The organism is Pelomonas sp. CA6 (assembly GCF_022549225.1).
Lineage (GTDB): Bacteria > Pseudomonadota > Gammaproteobacteria > Burkholderiales > Burkholderiaceae_C > Roseateles.
On record NZ_JAKZFD010000004.1, the window covers coordinates 275,773 to 299,640 of the forward strand.

22 protein-coding genes are annotated in these 23,868 nt (G+C 67.8%); 10 read left to right on the top strand and 12 right to left on the bottom strand.

Translation table 11 applies throughout. The features are described 5' to 3' along the window. Nucleotides 1-5 precede the first annotated feature (5 nt). From LZ017_RS09235 to LZ017_RS09270, 8 genes are all read right to left on the bottom strand, one after another. Nucleotides 6-2,237, bottom strand: a complete 2,232-nt coding sequence (locus LZ017_RS09235) for a secretin N-terminal domain-containing protein (RefSeq protein WP_241396389.1) — start codon at nucleotides 2,235-2,237, stop codon at nucleotides 6-8. Continuing rightward, nucleotides 2,237-2,800 carry a hypothetical protein gene (locus tag LZ017_RS09240; RefSeq protein ID WP_241396391.1) on the bottom strand — a complete coding sequence of 188 codons (564 nt, stop codon included), beginning with the start codon at nucleotides 2,798-2,800 and terminating at the stop codon, nucleotides 2,237-2,239. The genes LZ017_RS09235 and LZ017_RS09240 overlap by 1 nt, the downstream gene beginning before the upstream one ends. Beyond that, the gene (locus LZ017_RS09245; protein WP_241396393.1) at nucleotides 2,797-3,375 is read right to left on the bottom strand and encodes a hypothetical protein; all 579 of its coding nucleotides are present in this window, start codon (nucleotides 3,373-3,375) and stop codon (nucleotides 2,797-2,799) included. The genes LZ017_RS09240 and LZ017_RS09245 overlap by 4 nt, the downstream gene beginning before the upstream one ends. Further along, the gene (locus tag LZ017_RS09250; RefSeq protein ID WP_241396396.1) at nucleotides 3,372-4,721 is read right to left on the bottom strand and encodes a hypothetical protein; all 1,350 of its coding nucleotides are present in this window, start codon (nucleotides 4,719-4,721) and stop codon (nucleotides 3,372-3,374) included. The genes LZ017_RS09245 and LZ017_RS09250 overlap by 4 nt, the downstream gene beginning before the upstream one ends. After that, entirely contained in the window at nucleotides 4,702-6,246 is a 1,545-nt protein-coding gene (locus LZ017_RS09255; RefSeq protein ID WP_241396398.1) for a GspE/PulE family protein, read from the bottom strand. The genes LZ017_RS09250 and LZ017_RS09255 overlap by 20 nt, the downstream gene beginning before the upstream one ends. Further along, on the bottom strand, nucleotides 6,243-7,433 hold the full coding sequence (locus LZ017_RS09260) for a type II secretion system F family protein (protein ID WP_241396400.1): 1,191 nt from the start codon (nucleotides 7,431-7,433) through the stop codon (nucleotides 6,243-6,245). The genes LZ017_RS09255 and LZ017_RS09260 overlap by 4 nt, the downstream gene beginning before the upstream one ends. A 26-nt stretch (nucleotides 7,434-7,459) precedes the next feature. After that, on the bottom strand, nucleotides 7,460-7,888 hold the full coding sequence (gene gspG, locus LZ017_RS09265; RefSeq protein WP_241396402.1) for a type II secretion system major pseudopilin GspG: 429 nt from the start codon (nucleotides 7,886-7,888) through the stop codon (nucleotides 7,460-7,462). Between the two features lie 123 nt (nucleotides 7,889-8,011). After that, on the bottom strand, nucleotides 8,012-8,470 hold the full coding sequence (locus tag LZ017_RS09270; RefSeq protein ID WP_241396404.1) for a hypothetical protein: 459 nt from the start codon (nucleotides 8,468-8,470) through the stop codon (nucleotides 8,012-8,014). 1,219 nt (nucleotides 8,471-9,689) lie between these two features. On the opposite strand from LZ017_RS09270, the gene LZ017_RS09275 reads away from it, so the two are divergent. From LZ017_RS09275 to LZ017_RS09325, 9 genes are all read left to right on the top strand, one after another. Further along, nucleotides 9,690-11,516, top strand: coding sequence for a hypothetical protein (locus tag LZ017_RS09275; protein ID WP_241396406.1), 1,827 nt, complete (start codon nucleotides 9,690-9,692; stop codon nucleotides 11,514-11,516). A gap of 4 nt (nucleotides 11,517-11,520) precedes the next feature. Continuing rightward, a complete protein-coding gene (locus tag LZ017_RS22075) occupies nucleotides 11,521-13,887 on the top strand; it encodes an RHS repeat domain-containing protein (protein ID WP_277604612.1) in 2,367 nt (788 codons plus the stop codon). After that, nucleotides 13,875-14,345: a hypothetical protein gene (locus LZ017_RS09290; protein ID WP_241396407.1), complete on the top strand. Its 471-nt coding sequence runs from the start codon at nucleotides 13,875-13,877 to the stop codon at nucleotides 14,343-14,345. The genes LZ017_RS22075 and LZ017_RS09290 overlap by 13 nt, the downstream gene beginning before the upstream one ends. 226 nt (nucleotides 14,346-14,571) lie before the next feature. Beyond that, entirely contained in the window at nucleotides 14,572-16,002 is a 1,431-nt protein-coding gene (locus LZ017_RS09295; protein ID WP_241396409.1) for an RHS repeat domain-containing protein, read from the top strand. Beyond that, a complete protein-coding gene (locus LZ017_RS09300; RefSeq protein WP_241396411.1) occupies nucleotides 15,999-16,190 on the top strand; it encodes a hypothetical protein in 192 nt (63 codons plus the stop codon). The genes LZ017_RS09295 and LZ017_RS09300 overlap by 4 nt, the downstream gene beginning before the upstream one ends. An 18-nt stretch (nucleotides 16,191-16,208) precedes the next feature. Next, nucleotides 16,209-16,460: a hypothetical protein gene (locus LZ017_RS09305; RefSeq protein WP_241396413.1), complete on the top strand. Its 252-nt coding sequence runs from the start codon at nucleotides 16,209-16,211 to the stop codon at nucleotides 16,458-16,460. A gap of 719 nt (nucleotides 16,461-17,179) precedes the next feature. Next, nucleotides 17,180-18,097: an RHS repeat-associated core domain-containing protein gene (locus LZ017_RS22080; protein ID WP_277604613.1), complete on the top strand. Its 918-nt coding sequence runs from the start codon at nucleotides 17,180-17,182 to the stop codon at nucleotides 18,095-18,097. Then, nucleotides 18,094-18,618, top strand: a complete 525-nt coding sequence (locus LZ017_RS09320) for a hypothetical protein (protein WP_241396414.1) — start codon at nucleotides 18,094-18,096, stop codon at nucleotides 18,616-18,618. Before LZ017_RS22080 ends, LZ017_RS09320 begins: the two co-directional genes overlap by 4 nt. A 430-nt stretch (nucleotides 18,619-19,048) precedes the next feature. Continuing rightward, nucleotides 19,049-19,282, top strand: coding sequence for a hypothetical protein (locus tag LZ017_RS09325; protein ID WP_241396415.1), 234 nt, complete (start codon nucleotides 19,049-19,051; stop codon nucleotides 19,280-19,282). Nucleotides 19,283-19,772: 490 nt separating this feature from the next. On the opposite strand, the gene LZ017_RS09330 is transcribed toward LZ017_RS09325, so the two are convergent. Next, a complete protein-coding gene (locus LZ017_RS09330) occupies nucleotides 19,773-20,867 on the bottom strand; it encodes an alkene reductase (protein ID WP_241396416.1) in 1,095 nt (364 codons plus the stop codon). A 74-nt stretch (nucleotides 20,868-20,941) separates the two neighbouring features. On the opposite strand from LZ017_RS09330, the gene LZ017_RS09335 reads away from it, so the two are divergent. Next, complete coding sequence (locus LZ017_RS09335) at nucleotides 20,942-21,853, top strand: LysR family transcriptional regulator (RefSeq protein ID WP_241396417.1); 912 nt, start codon at nucleotides 20,942-20,944, stop codon at nucleotides 21,851-21,853. A 26-nt stretch (nucleotides 21,854-21,879) separates the two neighbouring features. On the opposite strand, the gene LZ017_RS09340 is transcribed toward LZ017_RS09335, so the two are convergent. Genes LZ017_RS09340 through LZ017_RS09350 form a run of 3 tightly spaced genes read right to left on the bottom strand, consistent with a single transcriptional unit; the run spans nucleotide 21,880 to nucleotide 23,863 of the window. Further along, nucleotides 21,880-22,473, bottom strand: coding sequence for a nitrous oxide reductase accessory protein NosL (locus tag LZ017_RS09340; RefSeq protein WP_241396421.1), 594 nt, complete (start codon nucleotides 22,471-22,473; stop codon nucleotides 21,880-21,882). A 2-nt stretch (nucleotides 22,474-22,475) separates the two neighbouring features. Further along, the gene (locus LZ017_RS09345) at nucleotides 22,476-23,024 is read right to left on the bottom strand and encodes a nitrous oxide reductase accessory protein NosL (RefSeq protein ID WP_241396623.1); all 549 of its coding nucleotides are present in this window, start codon (nucleotides 23,022-23,024) and stop codon (nucleotides 22,476-22,478) included. Further along, a complete protein-coding gene (locus LZ017_RS09350) occupies nucleotides 23,024-23,863 on the bottom strand; it encodes an ABC transporter permease (RefSeq protein WP_241396422.1) in 840 nt (279 codons plus the stop codon). Before LZ017_RS09350 ends, LZ017_RS09345 begins: the two co-directional genes overlap by 1 nt. Between the last annotated feature and the right edge of the window lie 5 nt (nucleotides 23,864-23,868).

Consider the following 23,868-nt stretch of genomic DNA (forward strand, 5'->3'; position numbering starts at 1 on the left):
TCTGTTCAGCGCGGCGCCGACTTGTCGGCGTCCACCGTGACCAGGCCGCTGCCCTCGGCGCGCACCGGCGGCGACTCGCCGTTCAGGCCGCTGGCCTGCAGCGACGAGACGCCGAAGTTCAGCACCTGCCCGCTGGCCGCCGGCAGCGCGCGGAACACGAAGGCGCGCTCGCCGCGCGCGCCCAGCTCCACCGGCAGGCGGCCCGGCACCAGGCCCGGGATGGCCTGCGCCGGCTGCACGCGGTTGGGGTCGTACTCCAGCTCGCCCTTCACGCCATGCGGGCTGTCCTGCTTCAGCGTGACCGAGATCGTGCCCAGCGCCGCCACCTGCGGCGTGACGTCCAGCTGCACCACCACCTCGGCCGGCGCGGCCTGCTGTGGCTGCGCTTGCTGCGGCGGTGCGACCGGGCTGGGCGCGGGGCGCGGCAGCCCCGCCAGGCCGCCGGCCGAGGACAGGCCCACGCCGGCCTTCGCCTCGGGCCGGAAGCGCGCGCTGGCCGCGCCCGGCGACGCGTCGACGCCGCCCGGCGACTGCATCAGCGCGGCGTCGGGCAGGGCCAGGTTGCGCACGATGCGCGGCGTGATCAGCATCACGATCTCGGTCTTGTTGCGGTTGTCGGTCTGCACGCCGAACAGCCGCCCCACCAGCGGCAGGCCCGAGAGCCCGGGCACGCCGCTGGCGCTGCGCCGGTCCTCGTCGTTGATCAGGCCGGCCAGGATCTGGGTCTGGCCGTCGGCCAGGCGCAGCGTCGTCGAGGTCTGGCGCGTGCCCACCTCGTAGGCCGTGGTGCCGCCGGGGCCGGTGACCTGCTTGATCAGGTTGCTGACCTCCAGGTTGACCTTGATCGCGACGTCGTTGTCGAGCTGGATGCTGGGTTCCACCTCCAGCTTCAGGCCCACGTCCAGGTAGGACACCGAGGCCGCCACCGACGCCCCGACGCTGAAGTTGGTGGTGGTGGTGAACACCGGCACCTTCTGGCCGATCAGCACCTTGGCCTTGTCGCGGTTGCGCACGCGGATCTTGGGGTTGGCGAGCAGATTGGTGTTGCCCGAGCTGCCCTTGATGGTGGCCACCACCGCGGGGTTGGCCACGCTGTAGCGGAAGTTGTGGCGCTGCCCGAGCGGCACCTGACCGGTCGGAACCTGGCCGCTGTCGCTGATCAGCCCGTACTGCACCGTCTCGGGCCATTGCAGGCCCAGCTGGTCCAGCCGGTCGGAGGCCAGCTCCATCACCTCCACCTCCAGCATCACCTCCGGTTCGGGCAGGTCCACCGACGCGACCAGCCGGTCCACCAGGCGCAGCACCTCGGGCGTGTCGCGCACCACCAGCAGGTTGAGCCGCTCGTCGATGTGGATGTCGCGCACCTTGGCGATGGTGCGCAGCAGGGCCTGCACCTGCTTCACGTCGGCATTGGTCAGGTAGAGGGTGCGGGTGACCAGCTCCTGGTGCTCGCGCTGCTTGGCCTGGGTGGCCGGATAGATCAGCACCGAGCTGTCGTTGAGCAGCTTGCGCTCCAGCTGCTGGGTCGACAGGATCACCCGCATCGCCTCGTCCAGCGTCACCTGGCGCAGGAAGACGGTGATGCGCTGGTCGCCGCGCACGTCCTTGTCGAACACGAAGTTGATGTTGGAGGCGCGCGCCAGCGCCTCGAAGACCTGGCGCAGCGGCGCCTCGCGGAACTCCAGCGTGACCGGCTTCTGGAAGGCCGGCGCCAGCTCGCCCGTCGCGTACTCTAGCGGCCGGGCCTGCGCGATCTGGCTCAGCAGCAGCTGCACGGCGGGGTTCTGCGGCGACTCGGCCAGCAGCTCGCGCGCCAGCTTCTCGGCGCGGTCCAGCCGCCCTTCCTTGAGCAGCGCGCGTGCGCTCTTGAGCTGAGCCTCCTGGCGCGGGCCGCGCTCCACCTCGGCGGCATACCAGGCCAGGCGCGGGTGATGCGGGTCGATCTCGCGCAGCTGCTGCAGCGATTCGAGCGCCGCGTCCCAGCGCGCGGCGCCGCGCTGCGTCTCCAGCTGCAGCAGCAGGCGCTGCACGCGCTGCTCGCGCAGGCGGCGCGCGGCGGCGCCCAGCTCGGCGTTGCGCGGCGCTTCCTTGAGCGCCTGCTGCAGCACCTCGTCGGCCTGCTGCCACTGGTTGGCGCGCTGCAGCTCCTCCGACTGGCGCAGCGCCGGATGGGCGCAGGACTGCAGCAGCGCGCAGGCCGCCAGCAGCAGGAGGGTCAGGTGTTGCGTCGGCTTCATCAGGGCAGGGGTCGGAAGGCGATGGATTGGGGCAGCTGGGCCGGCAGCCAGACGAGCTGGACGCCGGAGGGCTGCACGGACTGCACGCGCCACTGGCCGTCCAGCACCTCGCCCTCGCGGGCGGCCACGGTGCGGCTGGGGCCGGCCAGCAGGGCGACGGGCTTGCCGCCTTCGTCCAGCCGGCCTATCAGCTGATACGGAAAGGGCGGCGCCACCGGCGGCGGCGGGGCCATGGGGGCCGCGACGGGAGCCGGGGGCGGCGGCGGTGGCGGTGGCGGCATCCACGCGGCCAGCGCGGAGGCCGCCGGTTCGGGCCAGGGCGCGCGCGCCGACCCGGAAGCCGCCGCGGAGGCGGCCGAAGCGGCGGCCACGGGCGGCGGCGCCACGGGCGGCGGCGCCACGGGCACGGCGGCCTCGGCCGGGCGCGGCGCGCCGCCGCGCTGCGCCGTCGCCACCGGCTCGGGCGCGGTGTCCAGCGTCGCGGCCCACCAGGTGGCGGCCAGCGTCGCGCCCAGGGCCAGGCCCAGCGCGGCGCGCGAACGCGGGCGGTCGCGGCGGCTCATCGCGCCACCTCCGCGGCGGGCAGGCGGCTGTACAGCGACCACACCAGCTCGGCCTCCAGCTCGGCGTCCTGGTCGGAGGCGCGGCGCAGCTTGAGGCTGTCCAGGCTCAAGCCCTCGTCCTGCGCCAGCGCGGCGCCGACATAGGCGCGCAGCTGCGCATAGCTGCCGCGCAGCGGCATGGTCACGCGCAGGCGCTCCAGGCCGGCCTCGCTGTCGCGGCTGAGGCGGTGCTCGGTGCGCACGCCGTTCAGGCCCTGGCGCAGTCCCAGCTCCAGCAGGTCGGCCAGGCGACCCTGGCGCAGCCCGGACTCGGGCAGGCCGGCGCGCCAGCGCGCGTTGTCCAGCGGCGCCGCCGTGCCCGCGACGGGCTGCGGCCGCTGGCGCAGCGTCTGCAGCTCCTGGCGCAAGACCTGTTCCTGCGCCGCCCAGCGCGGCTGCAGGCCCAGCGCCAGCACGGCCGCGGCCAGCAGCAGTGGCAGGGCCAGCAGCGACAGCCCGTGGCGGCGCCACCAGGCCGGGTCGCGCAACGCCGCGCGCGCGGCGGCCAGGCGCAGGCGCAGCACCGCGGCGCTCATCGTGCCGCTCCCGCCGCCAGCGGCGCGCCCTGCACGCGCGCCTGGATCTCGAAGCGTGGCCGCGGCCCCTGCGCCGGCTCGCCCTGCTGCAGCCGCGCCAGCACCACATCGCGCCAGCCGGCGCGCGCCGCGAGCCGGTCGGCCAGCTGCAGGGCCTGGCCGCGGTCGGCGGCGACGCCCTCCAGGCGCAGCTCGGGCCGGCCCGCCGCGTGGTCCAGCGCCAGCCAGGCGAGCTGGGCCTGGTCGGCGCCGCTGTGTTCGATGTCGCTGAGCACGCGGCCCCAGGGGTGTTCCAGCGCCGCGCGGGCCTGGGCCACGCCGGCCGCGCCGGGTTCGGGCCGCGCCGTCTTGCGGGCCGCCGCCGGCGCCGCGGCACCGGCGCGCGCTCGCAGCGTCTGGGCCTGGGCCTGCAGCGCGTCCAGCCGCTGGTGCTGCTGCCAGGCCTCCCAGCCAGCCACGCCCAGCACCGCCAGCGCGGTCGCGGCCAGCGCCAGCGACAGCGGGCTGGGCCGCTGCGGGCGCTCGATGAAATCCGGCGCGGGCAGGGCTTCACCGGCCGACGCGGCGAACCACTCCAGGCGCGGCGCCACGCCGTCCAGCGGCTCGGGCTGGCGCAGCCCGGGGCGCGCCAGCGCGCGCGGCCGGTCCAACCCGTAGCCCATCAGCAGCACCGGCAGCGCGGGCTGTGCCTGGGTCAGCGCGGCCAGCGCCTCGTCCAGCGCCTCGACGCTGGGCGCGCGCAGCCGCTGGTGGCGCAGCTGCTCGCAGCGCCCGCCGCGCCATTGCAGCCAGCTGAGGCTGGCCTGGCCGCCATCGGCCTCCACCCAGGCCAGCGCCGCCTGCGGGGCGGACCACCAGTCCGGCTCGCGCGCCACCAGCCCGGGCAGCAGCGCGGCCCAGGCCGGGCGCAGCGAGCGCAGACGCACGCCGCGCGCCTGCAGCGCCTGCTGCAGCGCGGGCCAGTCGGCGCTGCCCAGCGCGCTGGCGCCGGCCTGCGGCCGTTCGCCGCCGCCCTGGCGCCAGGCCGCCAGCGGCCAACGCGTGGCGGCCGCTCCCCAGTAGTGGGCGAACTGCTGGCGGGCGTAGCCCTGCACCGCGGCGCGGTCGGCCAGCGGCAGACCCGGCTCCACCAGCAGGTGGTGCAGCATCAGCTCGGAGACCACACCGTCCACCGAGGCCTGCGCATGCTGCGCGGCCCAGTCCGCCGCGGGCTGTGGGCGGGCGGGCGGCGCGCCGCTGGCGAGGCCGGCGGGCGCGATCCACAGGGTCTGCGGCCGCGCCAGCCGGCGGCGCAGCCAGCCGGCGAGCAGGCCGGCGCGCGCGCGCTCATTCGTCCAGCGTGACACGTTCCAGTTCCTCGAAGGTGGTTTCGCCGCGGCAGACGGCGCCCAGAGCCATCGCGCGCAGCGGCTTCATGCCGCGGGCGCGCGCGGCCTCCTTGATCTGCGACATCGGCGCGCGCGCGGCAATCAGGTCGCGCAGCCCGTCGTCCAGGCGCAGCAGCTCGGCCACCGCGCGCCGCCCCTTGTAGCCGGAGCCGCGGCAATGGCCGCAGCCCTCGCCCTTCAGGAAGCTGCCGTCGCCGGCCTTGAGCCCGTGGCGCGCGAGCAGCCCGGCATCGGGCTCGAAGGGCCGGGCGCAGTGGCGGCAGCTCAGGCGCAGCAGGCGCTGCGCCAGCACCGCGTTGAGCGCCGAGACCACGTTGTACAGGTCCAGGCCCATGTGCATGAAGCGCCCGATCACGTCGAAGGCGTTGTTGGCATGGACGGTGGAGAAGACCAGGTGGCCGGTCAGCGCGGCCTGCACCGCGATCTGCGCGGTCTCGGCGTCGCGGATCTCGCCCACCATCACGCGGTCCGGGTCGTGGCGCAGGATGGAGCGCAGCCCGCGCGAGAAGGTCAGCCCCTTCTTTTCGTTGACCGGGATCTGCACGACGCCGGCGAGCTGGTATTCCACCGGGTCCTCGATGGTGATGATCTTGTCCTGGCCGCTGTGGATCTCGGTCAGCGTCGCGTACAGCGTGGTGGTCTTGCCCGAGCCGGTGGGCCCGGTGACCAACAGCATGCCGTGCGGCGCGCGCGCCTGCTGGCGGATCGCGGCGCGCTCCTCGGCGTCGAAGCCCAGCGCGTCCAGCGTCAGCGCGCCCTGCTCGTGTTCGATGCGCGCGCGGTCCAGCACGCGGATCACCGCGTCCTCGCCGAACACGCTGGGCATGATGGAGAGGCGGAAGTCGATCTCGCGGCCCTGCTGGCGCAGCTTGAAGCGGCCGTCCTGCGGCAGGCGGCGCTCGCCGATGTCCAGCTCGGCCATCACCTTGAGCCGCGACACCAGCTGCTCGGCGACGGCCTGGCCCTCGACTTCGCGGATCAGGCTCATCACGCCGTCGATGCGGAAGCGGATCACCGCGCCGCGCGCGGTGCATTCGATGTGCACGTCCGACGCGCCGTCCTGCAGCGCGTCGTACAGCGTCGCGTTGAGCAGGCGCACCACCGGGCTGGCCGATTCCGACAGGCGCAGCGCGGACAGCTCCTCGGTCTGCGCGCCGTCGGCGGCGGCCGGGGCCGGGCCTTCGTCGACATCGGCCAGCGCGCGAAAGCCCGCCTCGCCGGTGCCCAGCCAGTGCTCCACCGCCGCCGCGTCGCAGCGCAGCCATTGCAGCGGCTGCTGCAGCCGCGCCTCGGCGCTCTGCAGCAGCAGCCAGTCCGGATCGCGGTCGGCGAGCAGGCGCGCGCCGCCCTGCGCGTCCACCGCCAGCACGGCGCGCCAGCGCTGCGCCTGGGCCTGCGGCCAGCGCTCGAAGTCCAGGTGCCAGGGCCCCTGCTCGGCCGGCAGCCAGTGCGCCAGCGTGTGGGCGGCGGCGGTCGTCGTCATTGCACCTGCTCCACCAGCTGGAAGATGGGCAGGTACATCAGCACGATGATGCCGCCGATCAGCACGCCCATGATGAGCATCAGCGCGGGGTTGACCGCGCGCGTCAGCAGTTCGGTGAGGCGCACGACCTCCTCGTCGTGGAAGGCCGCGGCGCGCTCCAGCATCTGCGCCAGCTCGCCGCTGCGCTCGCCCACGCGCACCATGCGCCGCGCCACCGGGGTGGCCAGGTCCTGGGCCTCCAGCGCCTCCGACAGGCGCTCGCCGCGCGCCACCGCCTCGGCCGCCTCGCCGACCGCGGCGCGCCACGGCGCGGCGACCACGTCACGCGCGATGCGCAGCGCGCTCAGGCCAGGCACGCCGGCGGCCAGCAGCATGGCCAGGCTGCGGTAGAGCCGCGCCAGCGCCAGCACGCGCAGCCGCGGGCCCAGCACCGGCAGGGTCCACAGCGCGGCCTGGGCGCGCTCGCGCAGGCGCGGGTGGCGCCAGGCCGCAACCCCGGCCGCGACCAGCGCCGCGACCCCGCCCAGCACCAGCCCCGGATGCGCGCCGGCCTGCTGGCCAAAGAGGATCAGCGCGCGCGAGGCCCAGGGCAGCTCGGCATTGCCGGCCTCCAGGATGCCGGCGAAGCGCGGCAGCACATACAGCAGCAGAAAGAGGATCACCCCCGAGCCGACCAGCAGCAGCATGGCCGGATAGACGCAGGCGGCGATCAGCTGCGAGCGCAGCTTGTCCACCCAGGCCAGGTAGCGCGCGTGCTGGGCCAGCGCGGTGGCGAGCTGGCCGCTGCGTTCGTTGGCGGCGACGATGGCGCAGACCAGCTCGTCGAAGGTCTGCGGCTGCTGGCGCAGCGCGGCCGACAGCGGCTGGCCCTGGCGCACCGCGTCCAGCACCGCGTCCAGCGCCTGGCGCACCGGCTCGCTGGACTCCTTCTCGCGCAGCGTGCTGAGCGCCTCCAGCAGCGTGATGCCGGCGTCCAGCAGCACCGACAACTCCTGGCTGAACAGCTGCAGCGGAAAGCGGCGCGCCCCCGGCCGCGCGGGCGCCTCGGCGTCCAGCTCGCGCGCGTCCAGCACATGCTGGGGCGGCACGCCCAGCTGCGCGGCGATGGCCTGGCGGTCCGGCGCGGCGACGCGCTGCTGCGTCACGCCCTGCTCGGGGCGGTAGATGCGGGCGAGATACTGCGGCATCGCGGCGGACCCATGCGAAGCCGGGCTCACCAGCTGTTCAGGTCGGCGTCCTCGCCCTCGCCGCCGGGGCGGCCGTCGCGGCCCAGCGAGGACAGGTCGTAATCGCCATGCTCGCCCGGCGCGCGATACACGTAGTCGTTGTGCCAGGGGTCCTTGGGGACCGCCTTGCTGAGATAGGGGCCGGACCAGCGCGGCTCGTCGGCGGGCCGCGCGGTCAGCGCGGCCAGGCCCTGCTCGGTGCTGGGATAGCGGCCGGTGTCGATGCGGTACTGGTCCAGCGCCTTCTGCAGCGCGTCGATCTGCGCGCGCGCCGCCTTGACCTCGGACTTGCCGATCTGGCCGAAGAAGCGCGGACCCACATAGCCGGCCAGCAACCCGATGATGACCATCACCACCAGCAGCTCCAGCAGCGTGAAGCCCTGCGGCCGCCTCGTCTTCAGTTCGCGCAACACCATGGAGACCCAGTCAGATGAAAAACAAACGGCCGGCAAAGCCGGACCGCCGATCGGACTATTCCATGCTCCTTCGTGACGGTTCAAGCATGAAAGCGTGACACCCCCGCAGCCGGGGGATGTCCGTCACATCCAGAGGTCGTAGTCCTGCAGCGCGCGGATGCGGCGTTCGGCGCTGAGGAAACGGGCGGCCCCGGTCTCGCCGATGGCCTTGACCACGCGCGGGTGGTACTTGCGATAGAGCTTGTTCTCGGCGTCGGCCATCGCCAGGTATTCGCGCGAGAAGTACTTGGCCTGGCGCTCGGTGAGCTTGTCGCCGGCGCTGACCTTTTCGACCACCAGGCGCGTGAAGCGGGCGTGCAGCGCGTCCAGCTCCTTCTCGTAGGCGGCGTAGATCTTCACGAAGCGCTCGGTCTGGGCCTCGTCCAGCGCCAGGGACTTCAGCACCACGGACTTGCGGTCGGTGCGCACCGCGTCGCGCAGGCTCTGCGCCGTCGACGCATCGGGCACCGGCGCGGCCAGCGCGGGGATGGCGGGCAGCAGCAGGGCCAGGCTGAGGGCGGACAGGGCGGCAAACTTCTTCATCGTTGTTCCTCGGGTCGCGGTGCGACGGCAATTGAATGGCGCGGATTCTAGGAACAGGGAGGCCGGGTGGACAGCGTGGCGGATCCAGTGGAAACCCGGGGGCAGTGTCGTGGCGCGCTGAAAACCCCGCGCGCTCTTCGCACATCGACGATCGACGGCCAAGCACTTGAGTTGATATCTGTGCCGATTGACGGCTCCCGGCTGATTGCAGCCAAGTTGTAAAAACGCTGCGGACCTTCCCCCGTCCGGTTCCCCCGTTCGATTAACGGACAGCGCACCAACTTATGGGGGATTCAACCGCCATCGGGTGCGGCTTATCTTGCATCCAGCGAACGCATCAGCGTGCTTTTCCCCCTCGATATCTGATCGCCAATATGGGATGAAAAGCTACCACTTCTAGTGAGCGAGACTTGAAGGAACGATCTTGAATTGCAACAGACGTCACAGCGGCGCAGCTCTCGCGAAACCATCTTATCGCCATCATCGACATATTATCGGGTGGACCCTATTTCTAAGCCTTCTTCTTATCACAAAGGCAGTAAGCGCCTACGAAAAATGGGTTAAACCATCAGTATGGAGCGACGCTCGCGCAACTTTTACACCGGCGTCGTGCAGAGGTTCATCAGAAGGGACTTCAACATTTGTCATCAAGTCCTCCGGAGAACACGGAGACAGCAGCTTTCCTGAAAGGTCACTCGCGCTCGCCTTGGATTTTGGAAACACAAACTGCCCTACCAATCTTGGCGTATGTTCAACAATCGGAGGTTGGCGTTCGGTCGGTGAATGCAATGTTTCTAGCATTCAATCGGGGGTTTTCTCCTGTGAAATAAGGGCAACCATCTCCGTCAAGGAGGATCTAGGCGGAGGGAAATGCGGGAAAGTTCTGCAAGCCTGGGATTCCGAGCCCCGAATGGTGGGAGGAACGATGGCCTGTCAGAGTCTAACAGTGGATGGATATGCTCGTTTTGACCCCGGCGCTCGTATGTGTGGATGCTCGCGTGGGCTCTTCGTACCCGAAGTCAATCGTTGCATACCAACAGAGAAACGCTTTCATACGCCTCCTTGTGATGTGTGCCATGGCAACCCGATCATGGTTGGCCTCGGGACAAAAATTCAGAGTGAGCCGATTGGATGGCAACCTTGGCTCCCCGTTCAACTGATCTTCAACTCTTCTAGAGTCATTCCTTACGAAGACCGAGCAGGCGCACCATTTCCGAGAATGGCAACGCCCAACCTCCCAGAGCTATGGCAGCTGGGGGTCGAGCGAGAATATGCATTATCGGGCCTCAATGAAAACATCCTGACATTCATTCGAGGGAATGGCCAGCTCAGTTCCTACATGCGTGGGGCATCCAACCGACTACAACCTATTAGCGTCGCAATGCCTGACCCCGCATGGTCTACCAACGATAGCGGTCATATTTTTTATCGCGACCTGAAATCCAATCTCGTTGAGGAGTACGACAATACAACGAGAAAGGTCATGCACATCGCCCGCTCGGACGGAAAACGAATTTCCTACAGCCGCGCCATTAGCGCAAGCTCAGATTATCCAGCTGGGGCCATTCTGCATGTGGAAGACCAAGACGGCCGCCGAATTGCGATGCGCTACCAGGCGGGAAAGCTGGTGGGAGTGACCGATCCGGGAGGTGCGTCAGTGAGCATTGACCTCAGTCCCTTGGGGGTGTCTCGCCTGCGATGGCCGGATGGAACTTCGCAGCAGTTTCTTTATGAAGGCTCAGATGGACGGTTGTTGACCGGCAAGGTGGACGAGGCAGGCGTCCGGGTGGGGACCTATCGTTACGACGAAGTCGGCCGGGCCATCGGCACGCAGCGTGCGTCCGGCAACGATGAATTTTCCGTGCGCTGGTCAAAGCCCCCTTTTTGGGCCTATCGCGAGTATTTCGATGCAACACACGGCGTTATTTGGCAGGACCACTTTCTGGTCCAAGGCGGCGATGCGCTGGTCTCGCTTCCCAACGGAGCCACAGAAACGGTGAAGGTCGCGGAGATTGGTGGAGCAGTGAAATGGCGAGAAAAGGTGCAGACCGGCGCAGACGGCAAGGCCCGCCGAACCACGCGCAGCTTCGACGAACATCTCAACGTCACGGAACTGGTTGATTACAACGGCAATCGCACTTGCATGAACTATGAGTCAGCCCGCAACGTCGAGTCATCCAGGATTGAGGGACTGACCGCCCTGGACACTTGCGCGGCCGCCGCCATGGCGTTGCCGGCCGGAGCCCGCAAGATCAGTTCCCAATGGCACCCTGACTGGAATTTCCAGACCCGCATCGCCGAGCCCGGACGCATTACGACCCTGGTCTATAACGGCCAACCCAATCCCTTGAATGGCAATGCGGTGGCCAGTTGTGCTCCAGCCGGAGCCTATTTGCCCGACAACAAGCCGATCGCGGTACTGTGCATGCGTGCCGAGCAAGCAACGACCGACACGAATGGCGCTCAGGGCTTCGGCGCCACGGTGCAGAGTGGTGTGCCAATCCGCATCAGACGTTGGACTTACGACGCTGCGGGGCGCGTGCTCACCGAGACCGATCCACGCGGTCAAGTAGTCATGACCCATGAGTACTACGCCACCAGCACGGCCGGCTATACCCGTGGAGACCTCAAGTCCATGACCAACGCGCTGGGACACATGACCCGATTCCCTCGCTACAACGTCTATGGCCAGCCTCTGGAAATGGTGGATGCCAACAATGTGATCACGACCTATGCCTACGACGCTCGACAGCGGCTGATCAGCAGCACCACTCATGGTGCGGTGACCTCGTACGAGTACTGGCCGACAGGGCTTCTCAAACGCACGGTCCAGCCCGACAACACCGCAATCAGCTACGAGTACGACGATGCTCATCGCCTGGTCGCCGTTTCCGACTCACAGGCCAACCGAATCGAATACACGCTGGATGCCAGTGGCAACAGAATCAAGGAAGAAGCGCGAGATCCGACCGGGATGCTGAAGCGAATCCTGACCCGCACATTCGATGCATTAGGCCGCGCACAACAAGTGACGGGCAGGGAGTGAACACATGCAGCACAGCATCCACGGTGGGAAGCGCCTGCGCACGTGGTCGACGACGCTGCTGGTGGGCATGGGCAGTGCCATGGCGGCACAGGCGGGCGTTCTGCCACCGCCTCCAGTGTCTCCGGCGCCGGTAACCGACTACGAATACGATGCCAACGGCAACCGCGTTCAAGTAATCAAAGCCAGGAGCTTGGGCGGCTTTGCCACATCCAGCACCTTCGATTCGCGGGATCGTTTGCGCACCAGCACCGATGCCCGCAACGGAGTCACAACCCTGGAGTACGACGGACGCGACCAACTTCAACAGGTCAGCGACCCCCGGCAACTGCTCACCTCCTATAGCCGCAACGGACTGGGTGATCTCGTCCAACTGAGCAGTCCTGACACCGGCTCCGCCCACAGCACATATGACGCGGCAGGGCGCCTGCTGACCCGCATGGACAGCCGAGGCGTGCAGGCCAGCATCGGCTACGACGCGCTCAGCCGGGTGACTTCAGTGGTCTATTCGCAGAGTGGGCACGCTGAACTTCGCCACAGCTGGACTTACGACCAAGTCGGGGAAGACTTCGGCCATGGGGTCGGGCAACTGACCAGTAGCAAAGGCACGGACAACCAAACCCGCCACGGCTACGACGCCCACGGACGGCTGAGCACGCACATCCAGACCATGGACACGGCGACCCTCACCACGCGCTACAGCTACGACGCCGCTGGCAAGCTCACCCGCATCATCTACCCTTCAGGTCGCATGCTGGTGCTGGACTACGAGCATGGCCGGCCGGTGCGGATGGGCGTGGCAGCAAGTGAGACCAGCCCCGTCCAGCCCCTGATCAGCGAGATCCAGTGGGAGCCCTTCGGCGCGGTGCGCAGTTGGCGCATGCACCTCGCCAACGGCCCTGGGTTGCAAGAGCGGGTGCATGACGAGTTTGGCCGCCTGGTGCGCTATCCACTGCATGCATGGATACGTGACCTGAGCTACGACGCCGCGGACCGCGTTGTGAGCTACACACACCTGGACGCCGGCAATGGGCAACTGACTCCCGAGGCCCAGGCCCTGAATCAGAGCTTCGCCTACGACGAGTTGGACCGGTTGACTGGCATCACCACGCCCACTGACGCATGGACGTTGACCTACGACGCCAATGGCAACCGCACCGGCATCACCCACAATGGCAGCATGCGGGGCTACTCCATCGCCGCCAGCAGCAATCGCCTGGAACAGATCAGCAACCCCGCGCGTAGTTTGACTTATGACGCTGCGGGCAACACGATCAGCGACAGTGCCACGCCCGCCCCGGGCTATACCGCCATCTACCGCTTGGACAACCGCCTGGGCTCACTCACGCGCGCCGGCACCACAACGCATTACAGCTACAACCCCCAGGGGCAGCGCATCCGAAAGCAGAGCGTCGCGGGATCGACTCATTACGTCTACGCCATGACGGGTCAGTTGCTGGGCGAATATTCAGGCGCCACGCCGTCGCAGGAGTTTGTCTGGTTGGGTGATGTCCCTGTGGCGGTGCTTCACGGAGCGGCGCGCGACGCCGAAGTGTTCTTCGTGTATGCAGACCACCTGAACACCCCTCGCGTGCTGATCGACCAGGCCGCACAGACCCGCTGGCGCTGGGTGGGCGAGCCCTTTGGCTCCCACGCCGCCGAGCCCGCCCCCGCCGGCCTGCCCCCCGTCGTGTTCAACCTGCGCTTTCCCGGCCAGTACTTTGACCTGGAGTCGGGGCTGCATTACAACTACTTCAGGGACTACGATGCGGGGTCGGGGAGGTATGTGCAATCTGACCCGATAGGTCTTGAAGGAGGTATCAACTCCTATGCATACGTCGGCGGGAACCCTCTTTCCAGCATTGACCCCAACGGTTTGGCGCGAATTATTGGAGCCCCGGCATATGGTCCCAATTTCGGCAACCCCTCCAATGAATATCAGGAGTGGCAAAAACGCTATGGCCAGCCCATGCAGCGCATCATGGATGCAGTGCAAAACCGAATTCGCGGCCTATGTCAAATTGATAGAGATCGTTTGCAGAAGGAATTTGACGAATGGGTTCTAGCAGTAGACCCGAATATTGAAAATCCTGCAAGACGCATTCAGCAGGGCTATGGAATAACCAAGGGGAATAAGACCACCTTCTCCAGACGATTCTTTATGATTGAGCCTGGCGAAAACCCCTCACAACTGCACGTTGGTTGGCACGAATTCCGTCACACCATGCCTGGCAACGCCAGCATTATTGACCCTCCAGGAAGCATTGGAGATATCCTCTCCGGAAACGCCGAGAGAGTGCCTAGCGAAAGAGATGCCGATGCCTTTGCGGATTGGTTAATTCATTCCTCGAAAAATTGCGGATGCCCAAAATGATTGTTTGGCGCGTTTTCTTTGCGAGCGCACTGTGTCTTGCGACCTGCGCTCAAGCGGTGACGTATCAAGATCCACTAAACGCCAAGTCATCAATAACAATTGCAGATAGGTCCGTAATTTTAGTTGACGTCGAAAAACCTGCCAAGCGATGTGGCAGTGCGGACCCTTACGTTTGCATCAAATCGCAACCCTTCTCTTTGGCGGTTCCAAAAGATTCGTCAATATCCAAATGGGACTTTGCGGGCAGCCGGTATGAGATCGTCTCAAAGAATGAAAGGATGATTCTAGGCACGCTTTATAGCTACGATATTGTAAAAGTATCCGGGACGTTGAATTTGCAATTCGCATACTCCAGAAAAGAAGGCATCATTGCAATCAAAGAACCCTCCGGAAATACATTATTGCCAGTTGAAAAATGTGGCATCTTGGTTCAAGACACATCTGGCGGCTGTAATTGATTCCCTGCCCTGGAGAGGGGGCTTCTGCCATAGGGCAGCGGGCAGTCCCGGCAGGCGCCGGGGGCTCGCCCCGCGCGCCCCACCCCAGAGGGGTTGCTGCAGGGCGTCGGAGGAGCCGGGCAGTCGAGGCGCGGTCCAAGCGCCGGTGCGGCCCCAGCCGCACGACCTGAACCGGGAGCACAGCCGCCACGCGTGAGGTCCGCTGCTGCCGGCGCACCGCTGGATCATGCACACGAACGGCGCCGCCACCCAGCGCTACGAGCGCGTCTTCGACGTCTACGGCCGCCTGGTTCGCTATCCGCTGGACGGTCAGGTGCGCGACCTCCGCTACGACGCGGCCGATCGCATCGTCAAGTACGAGCATCTCGATGCCGCCACCGGCACCCCCACCAGCGCCTCGCTCGCCTGGGACCAGAGCTTTGGCTACGACGAGCTGGGCCGGCTGACCCAGGTCGCCACCAGCAACTCGTCCTGGACCATCCGCTACGACGCCAACGGCAACCGCAGCAGCGTCGCGCTCAACGGCGCCACGCGCCTTTACACCACCTCCCCCACCAGCAACCGGCTCAGCGACATCAGCAATCCCCTGCGCAGCTTCGGCTACGACGCGGCCGGCAACACCCTCACCGACACCGGCATCGGCTACACCAGCACCTATGGCCTGGACAACCGCCTGACCCGCCTCACCCGTGCCGGCACCACCACCCACTACGCCTATGACGCCATGGGTCAGCGCCTGCGCAAAACAACGGGCAGCGCGATGGCGCAGCACTTCGTCTACCTGCCCGACGGTCAGCTGCTGGGCGAGTACAGCGGGACGACGCCCGTCTACGAATACGTCTGGCTGGGGGATCTGCTGGTGGCCGTCTTGGCCGGTCCCTCATCCTCCGGCGCGCCCCAGGTGTTCCATGTGCACTCCGATCACCTGAACACCCCTCGCGTGCTGATCGACCAGGCCGCACAGACCCGCTGGCGCTGGGTGGGCGAGCCCTTTGGCTCCCACGCCGCCGAGCCCGCCCCCGCCGGCCTGCCCCCCGTCGTGTTCAACCTGCGCTTTCCCGGCCAGTACTTTGACCTGGAGTCGGGGCTGCATTACAACTACTTCAGGGACTACGATGCGGGGTCAGGGAGGTATGTGCAATCTGACCCCATCGGGTTGCAAGGCGGCATCAACACCTACGCCTACGTCGGCGGAAACCCGGTGTCGTTCAAGGACCCATCAGGGCTGGTAGCCTGGTCCGGAACGGTAGGGAGCGGAGGCGTCATTGATGGCGTCGGAGCTGCGCTGTTTACCTTCGACCTAACGTCGGAATGCAAGTGCGGCATCAAGGTTCACATCAAGGGCTACGTTCCTACAGTGGCTGCGGGCTTGGGGTTGAAGTACACCGCCAACTCTTCGCCTGCGTCGTTCACGGATGTCTTCCCTTGCCCCAAGACTGACATTGCCAATGGTTGGGCCGGTGCTATCTCGGCGACCTCTGTTGTTGGTGGAGGCGCGTCATGGGGGGCCATAAGGATTGGCAGCCTCTCCTCCGGTTGGCCGTCATTGAGCGGCCCTGTGTATGGCCTTGACATCTCGGCCGGTGTGTTCGTCGGCCGAGGTGTGGTGACGAGCGCTGAGGTAACCAAGTGCGATGACTGCGAGGCCGCAAAGTGAGCACCTTCCGACGTTTGCGAGCTGCAGCAATCATCAGCGTCATCGCGCTGTTCCTGATGGCCATCATCGACATGTTCTTAGGCATGGACTGGGCTGGGAGTTTGATGTCGCCCCTGGTGGTCCTGCCAGTCTTCGTCATTGCCTACTTCGCTGCGCCATTGGTTGCCAAGTACTTCGATGACAAGTGAAGGGCATCGAGTCGCTACATGGAGCGAACCACATCGCTCCATGCCATGCACCCGCAACCCTCGCCCACCTGGTACCTCTACAACGCTGACGGCGCCGAGCCGCTGCGCCTGCTCGATGACGAAGGCCGCGCCGACCTGGCGCTGAGCGGCACGCCGCACGGCGTGCTCGCCGAGCTGGCCGAGGCCATCCATGAGGCCGGCTGCCACCTCACCGAAACCCAGCTGCGCCACCTGGAGCTGTTCGTGGCGCTGCAACGCTGGCGCCGCTGAGTTCGAGGCGTGCGGCCGTGTCCAGGCTGGCCGCCAGGCCACCCGAAGGGCTCGGCCTTGACGCGGAGGCACGCCGCTCGACGCTCGCCGTGGGGCGGTGCATGCAGACGAAGTGGCATGCACCGCTGACGGCAGAGGGCGACTCGCTGCCCTTCCTGGGAAGGGCGGGGGGATGGGTTGAAGCCGCCGCCGAAGGACGGCGGGCAGGCCAGGCAGGCGCCTGGCCTGACGCGAAGGCGCACCCGCCCCCAGGCGGGTTGCCGCAGCGCTTGCGGGGGCCGACCTCGTGCAGGCGCGGTCCAAGCGCCGGGTCCGCGCCCACGCGGACGCATGAGGTTGGGGTGCAGGTCAGCGCAGCGGCCGGAGCCCGCCGCTGACGGAGCGCAGCGCAGGAAGCCACTCCGGGGTGCGGCGAGGCGTCCAGCCTCGAAGCGAGCGACGGCCACGGAGAACGCTGCTCGCATCGCGGGGTGGCTTCCTGCGCGACGCGCCGACGAAGGCGGTGTGGCGTGCAGGCAGCGGCGCCCATGACGGACGACGAGATGCGTCCAGCAGCGTGACTCAGCGACATCAGCAATCCCCTGCGCAGCTTCGGCTACGACGCGGCCGGCAACACCCTCACCGACACCGGCATCGGCTACACCAGCACCTATGGCCTGGACAACCGCCTGACCCGCCTCACCCGTGCCGGCACCACCACCCACTACGCCTATGACGCCATGGGCCAGCGCCTGCGCAAGACGACGGGCAGCGCGATGGCGCAGCACTTCGTCTACCTGCCCGACGGTCAGCTGCTGGGCGAGTACAGCGGGACGACGCCCGTCTACGAATACGTCTGGCTGGGGGATCTGCTGGTGGCCGTCTTGGCCGGCCCCTCATCCTCCGGCGCGCCCCAGGTGTTCCATGTGCATTCCGATCACCTGAACACCCCTCGCGTGCTGATCGACCAGGCCGCACAGACCCGCTGGCGCTGGGTGGGCGAGCCCTTTGGCTCCCACGCCGCCGAGCCCGCCCCCACCGGCCTGCCCCCCGTCGTGTTCAACCTGCGCTTTCCCGGCCAGTACTTTGACCTGGAGTCGGGGCTGCATTACAACTACTTCAGGGACTACGATGCGGGGTCGGGGAGGTATATCCAAAGTGACCCCATCGGGTTGCGAGGCGGGTTGAACACATACGCGTACGTCGGGGGAAATCCGCTGAGCTACAGCGACCCAATGGGTTTGGCGCCGAAGCGATTCGGCAAGAATCACCCGCATTGCAAGGGGATTCGGGGCAAGATGACTGGCCTCCAAAACGAACTGGACACTCGATGGGGGGAGTTGGTTGGGGGCCTCCCGGAACGAATTGGCCCAGGGGAGCGACTCGCAGAAACGATGCGCGGCCATCGCACATTAATTAACAAAACCGATAGCAACTTGCGTTATTGGGAAAAGAAGTACGCGGAAGATTGTGACGACGACGATGATTCGGAAGACGGAAAAGGTAATTCCTGCGAGGTTTGCCCCTCTGGAAGTACTGTGGCAAAAACAGCGGCCGGTGTAGGTGCTGCCTATGTTGCCTACCGTTGCATCCGGATGCTTCCCTCTCTCGCTCCTCCTTTGTGGTGGACCATTCCTGCAAATGCGGCAGTCCCATGAGTCCTGAAGTTACGAATCTGCGGCAGCGTCTAGAAGCTGCTGCTAATGAGCCCCGAAAGAAAGAGCTTGTGGATATTGCCCGCTCTTTGGAATACGCATCCCTCGAATTTGAACATCTTCCGGAAGAGATATTTTCCATATACACGGATGCGCTCTCCAATCCGTTGCTTTGTGCAGCTCCGGGGGCTGACGAATTTATCACCGGACTCTTCAATGATTTTGAAAAGCTATCGCCGCAGCAGCAGGAGGGCTTAAAGGCATTGTTTCTTGACCATGGCAATCTATTTACCCATCCAATGTTGCGAATTTCTGTGGGCGATTTAATTGCCCGGAAATTCTCAGGCAACGTTGCATTGGCCCTCTTCTCGAGCATGTGGATTGCGGGTAGCGAGCCTCTACGAGATATTGCTTATTCGGGTGCGCAGGTTCTTTCGCGTTTGTTTCCCGCGAGCGGCCAAAATCGTGACGGACTGCGAAAACTCGGGGAACTCATGAAGACCGGAGCGACCAACACTAAATAGTCAGCCTCGCCATATTTATTCACTGCTGGGGCGACTTGCGATTCGGCATGACGCGGTAGCGCTGAAGTAAGCGCGGTGTGCCGTAGCAGGCAGCCAGGCTCGCCAAGTCATGAAGAGCAAGCAAAGCCCTTGCAGGCCCAGGCGGACGATGGCCCCCAGTAGCCAGCAGATGTTGAATTCTGCGGCGCACAGAAGGGTGTGCAGCGCATCGCCTACGGTCTGGCCGGGACCATTGCCTATTGGCCAATGAACGCCCCTCCGTCTGGTAAGGCGCAGCACAGCATCATGGGTCCTTACTACAACATCCACAAGGCCAACCAAAACCCGAGGAACTGCCAATGCTTCTGGCAAGCAGTAGGTGCGGTGCCACCTACTGCGCTGCCTGTTGGAGCAATACCCATTGAGCCGTTCGCGAATTGAGGGCAACAGGATGAAATATTCCGACGGACAAGAGGCTAGGCTGGGCGACCAGGTGAAGCTCAGTGATGGTTCAGAGGGGGTCGTGGTCTGTTCTATTGACACAGACGAATTCACCTCTGACTACCCACGGGACCAGTGGGAGTATCTAAAACGGGGGGTGATGGTCAACTTCCAAAGGCTCGGGGTGGTTCATTACGAGCAGGCAGATGCAGACCTGGAGCTTGTTGAGCGGTCTGCAGCATGAGGGGGAGCGCTTCGGGCCGGGCGGCTTAGCCCCGGCTGGCCGCCAAGCCACCCGAAGGGCTTGGCCTTGACGCGGTGGTGTGCCGTTCAACGCTCGTCGTGGGCGGTGCATGCGGACGAAGTGGCATGCGCCGCTGAGGGCAGAGGGCGACTCGCTCCCTTCCCTGGGAAGAGCGGGGGGATGGGCATGGCGCCAGGACAGCGGGCAGTACCGTTCTGCGCCGATAGGCGCAACCGTTCCCAGACGGGTTGTCGCAGTGATCGGGAGAACCGGGCGCATCAAGGGCCGGTCCAAGGCCCGGTGCGCGTCCATCGCACACGAGGGTTCCGGGACTGCCGCCCAGCGACAGCGCCGGGCACGAGGTTCGCCGCTTCCTCGGCCGTTGAGTGCCGCTACGCCGATAGTCTCCGGCAGACATGCCGCATCCATCCCCCGGAGAGACAGGCTTGGCAGGTCTGCCCGAGCAGTACCCGTGGATGCAATTCAGCGCTCAAGCCACCGCCGCATAGTCCGTGTACCCCTCCTCCCCCCCACCGAACAGCAGCTCCGGCCGCAGCCCGGCCAGCGGCAGGTCCTGGGCCAGGCGGCGCGGCAGGTCGGGGTTGGCGACGAAGGGGCGGCCGAAGGCGACCAGGTCGGCCAGGCCCGCGTTGAGCAGGGCGCGGGCGCGCGCGGCGTCGTAGCCGCCGGCGACGATGAGGCGGCCGGCAAAGGCCTGGCGCAGCGCGCGGCGGAAGTCCTCGGGCACACGCGGGGCATCGTCCCAGTCGGCCTCGGCCAGATGCAGATAGGCCAGGCCCAGCGCCGAGAGCCGGCGCGCCGCCTCCAGGATGGTGGGCACGATGTCCGGGCAGTCCATGTTGCGCGCGGTGATGTGCGGCGCCAGGCGCACGCCGACGCGCTCGGCCCCGATCTCGGCCGCCACGGCCTGGGCCACGTCCATCAGGAAGCGCAGGCGACCGTCGCGGCTGCCACCATAGGCATCGTCGCGCTGGTTGGCGCTGCTGCGCAGGAACTGGTCGATCAGGTAGCCGTTGGCGCCATGGATCTCGACGCCATCGAAGCCGGCGGCGCGCGCCAGCGCGGCGGCGCGGCGGTAGTCCTGCACGGTCGCGGCGATCTCGTCCAGGCTCATCGCGCGCGGCACCGGGCAGTTCAGCATGCGGCCGCGGCCCTGGTCGTCGGCCACCCAGACCTGCGCATCCGGCGCCAGCGCCGACGGCGCGAGCGGCGCCTCGCCACCCTGGAACACCGGGTGGGACATGCGTCCCACATGCCAGAGCTGGGCGACGATGCGCCCGCCGGCGGCATGCACGGCATCGGTGACCTCGTGCCAGCCCCGCCGCTGCGCCTCGCTGTGCAGCCCGGGCGTGAAGCTGTAGCCCTGGGCGCGCGGCGAGATCTGCGTGGCCTCGCTGACGATCAGCGCGGCCGAGGCGCGCTGGGCGTAGTAGCGCGCCATCAGCGCGTTGGGCACGTTGCCCGGCTGGCTGCTGCGCGCGCGGGTCATGGGCGCCATCACGACGCGGTGGGGCAGGTCCAGCGGACCCAGCGACAGAGGGGTGAACAAGGGGTCGGTCTTCATGCGTCCAGTGTGGCCACCCGCCGCGCCCGCACCCAGCGGGCGGTGGCCGATTCACTTTCAAAGAAAATCGAACGATGACCCGCATCCTCGACCTCGAACTGCTGGTGCGCACCGCCGAGCTGGGCAGCCTCAGCGCCGCCGCGCGGGCGCTGGACTGGTCGCCCGCCGCCGCCAGCGCCGCGATCAAGCGCCTGGAGTCGCAATGGGGCGTGCCGCTGTTCGTGCGCAGCACGCGCAGCCTGCGCCTGTCGGCCGAAGGCGAGCGCCTGCTGCCGCATCTGCGCCAGGCGCTGGCAGCGCTGGAGGAGGCGCGCGCCGCCGCCACGCCGCAGGCCGAGCTGCGCGGCGAGCTGCAGCTGGCCATGCCGTCCGATCTGGGGCGCCAGGTGCTGCTGCCCTGGCTGGAGCGCTTCCAGCAACGCCATCCGCGGCTGGTGCTGCGCCTGCATCTGTCGGACCAGCGCGCCGACCTGATGCGCAGCCCGGTCGACGCGGCGCTGCGCTATGGCGAGCCGACGCGCGGCAGCCAGGTGGCGCTGCCGCTGGCGCCGGACAACGAGCGCGTGCTGGTGGCCTCGCCGGCCTATGTGGCCCGCCATGGCGTGCCGCAGCGGCCCGAGGAGTTGCAGCAGCACGAGGCGCTGCGCTTCATGCTGGGCGACGAGCTGCCGCGCAGCTGGCGGCTGCGGGTGGACGGCCGCTGGGTGGAGGTGCCGGTGCAGGGCCGCCGCTCGGCCAACGACGGCGAGGTGGTGCGGCGCTGGGCGCTCGCCGGCCTGGGCCTGGCGCACAAGTCCTGGCTGGACGTGGCCGCCGATGTGCAGGCGGGCCTGCTGCTGCATCTGCAGCCGGGCTGGCGCGGCGAGGGCTCGCCGCTCTTCCTGGTCGTGCCGGGCCGACGCCAGCTGACGCCAGCGGTCCGCGCGCTGCGCGACTGGCTGCTGCGCGAACTGGCCACGCTGCCGCCGCTGCCGGGCCCGCGCTGAGGGAGAACGTCCGGTTCAGTGCCGGCTCAGTGCCGGTGCGGCGCCAGCGCGCGCAGCTCGGCCGGTAGCTCGCGGCGCAGCGCGGCGGCGTCCATCAGCCGGCCTCCCTCGCGTCGCGCGAACTCGCGCGCCTGCGCCGCGTCGGCAAAAGCCGGCAGATTGCCGGCGCGCATGGGCCCGGCCTGGCGGGAGCCGGCGACGAAGACCGCGCGCTCCAGCGCCACCCAGCCGCCGCCCGCCCAGTCGCTGACGTAGACGGCGCGCAGCTGCGCCTCGCTGCGGCCCGGCGCGTAGCGCGCCACGCGCTGCAGGTAGAGGAAGAGGCTCAGCGGCGAATCCAGGTACTGCACCGCGCCGTCGTCGAAGATGGCCTGCGCGGCCCAGCGCGGATGGCGCGCCGGGAACATGCCGCAGACCGGGCAGCGCGCCTGTTCGGGCACGGCGCGCGGCGCCTCGGGCGGCAGGCCGGAGGCGGGGTCGTAGGCCTGGGTGGGCGCGACGATGCAGACCTCGTCGGGCGGGGCCGCGGGCGCGGCGGCGGCCTCGCGCTCGCCCGCGCCGCGGCAGGCGGCCAGCCACGGGAGCGCGCCCAGGCCCAAGAGCCACAGCCGGCGTCGCATGGCTACATGCGGCTGTCGTGCAGCGCGCCGCCGCTCAGGTCCACCATCTCGGGCTTGAGCTGCGCGAAGGGATGGACCTGGCCGCCATACTGCGCGGCAAAGGCCTGGGCCTTGTCAGCCTCCGCGAAGCTGGCCGCGGTGGGGCCCATGGAGCCGTGGCGGCGGCTGCCCAGCACATAGAAGGCCTGGCGCGCGTCCACCCAATGGCCCACCGGGCGCTCCCAGTCGGCCAGCGCCATGTCCTGCACCCAGGCGCCGCGCTGCTCGCGCAGCTGCTCGGGCTTGAGCAGCATGGACAGCAGCTCCACGGTGTCGCAGAACCACTGCGGCTGGGCCTCGCCGGCGAACAGGATCTGGCCCTTGGGGCCGGGGTAGTCGGCCAGCAGCATGCCGTCCAGCGCGCAGCTGGCGCCGGCGGGGATCTCCTGCGGCCGCAGCGCGGACGGCTCGTCTCTGCGGCCGCAGGCCGCCAGGCCCAGCAGCGCAAGGCCGGCGCAGCCGCACAGCAGGCGGCGGCGGTTCAGGGGCGACGAAGAAGAGGTGTCGGGCATCATGGTTTGAATCTCCAGGCGGCAAGGGCCAGCGGGCCGAGGATCCAGCCCAGCATCGCGCCGCCCAGCAGCCACATCTGGCCCAGCGCGGCGGGAACGACGCTGGCCAGCCCGTAGAGGCGGCGCATGTCGTCCAGCGAGAACACGTTGAGGATGCGGAAGAGGTCCGCCGGGTTGAGCAGCAGCAGATAGGCCAGGCCCTCGCCCTGCAGCCAGCCGCCCAGCTGGCCGCCGCTGGCCACCAGCAGGCCCATCAGCACGAGGTCGAAGACCAGCACCATCACGAACCACAGCGCAATCGCCAGGCCGGAGGCGCGCGTGCGGTCGCGTGCCAGCACCGACAGCAGCAGCGCCAGGCTCAGGAAGGCCAGGCCCAGCAGCACCGCGCTGATCATGAAGCCGCCGTAGTGGTAAAGCCCTGCGGCGCCAAAGCGCTGCCACAGCAGCCCCGCGACGAGCGCGAAGCCGCCCAGCGTGGACAGGGTCAGCGCCGCGGCCAGGCCCAGGTACTTGCCCAGCAGCAGTTCCAGCCGCGTGACCGGATGGGCCAGCAGCAGGTCCAGCGTGCCGCGCTCGCGCTCGCCGACGATGGCGTCGAAGCCCAGCAGCAGCGCGATCAGCGGGATCAGGTAGACCACCAGGCTGACCAGGCTGGCGATGGTCAGCTCGATGGAGCGCGGCCCCACCACGCCCTGCGCCGCCGATCCGAAGTAGGTGATGGCCAGCGAGAACAGCGTGAACACCAGCGCCACGGCCAGCACCCAGCGGTTGCGCAGGCGGTCGCGGAACTCCTTGCCCGCCAGCGCGGCGACGCCGCGCGTCCAGTTCGCCGCGCTCATGGGCG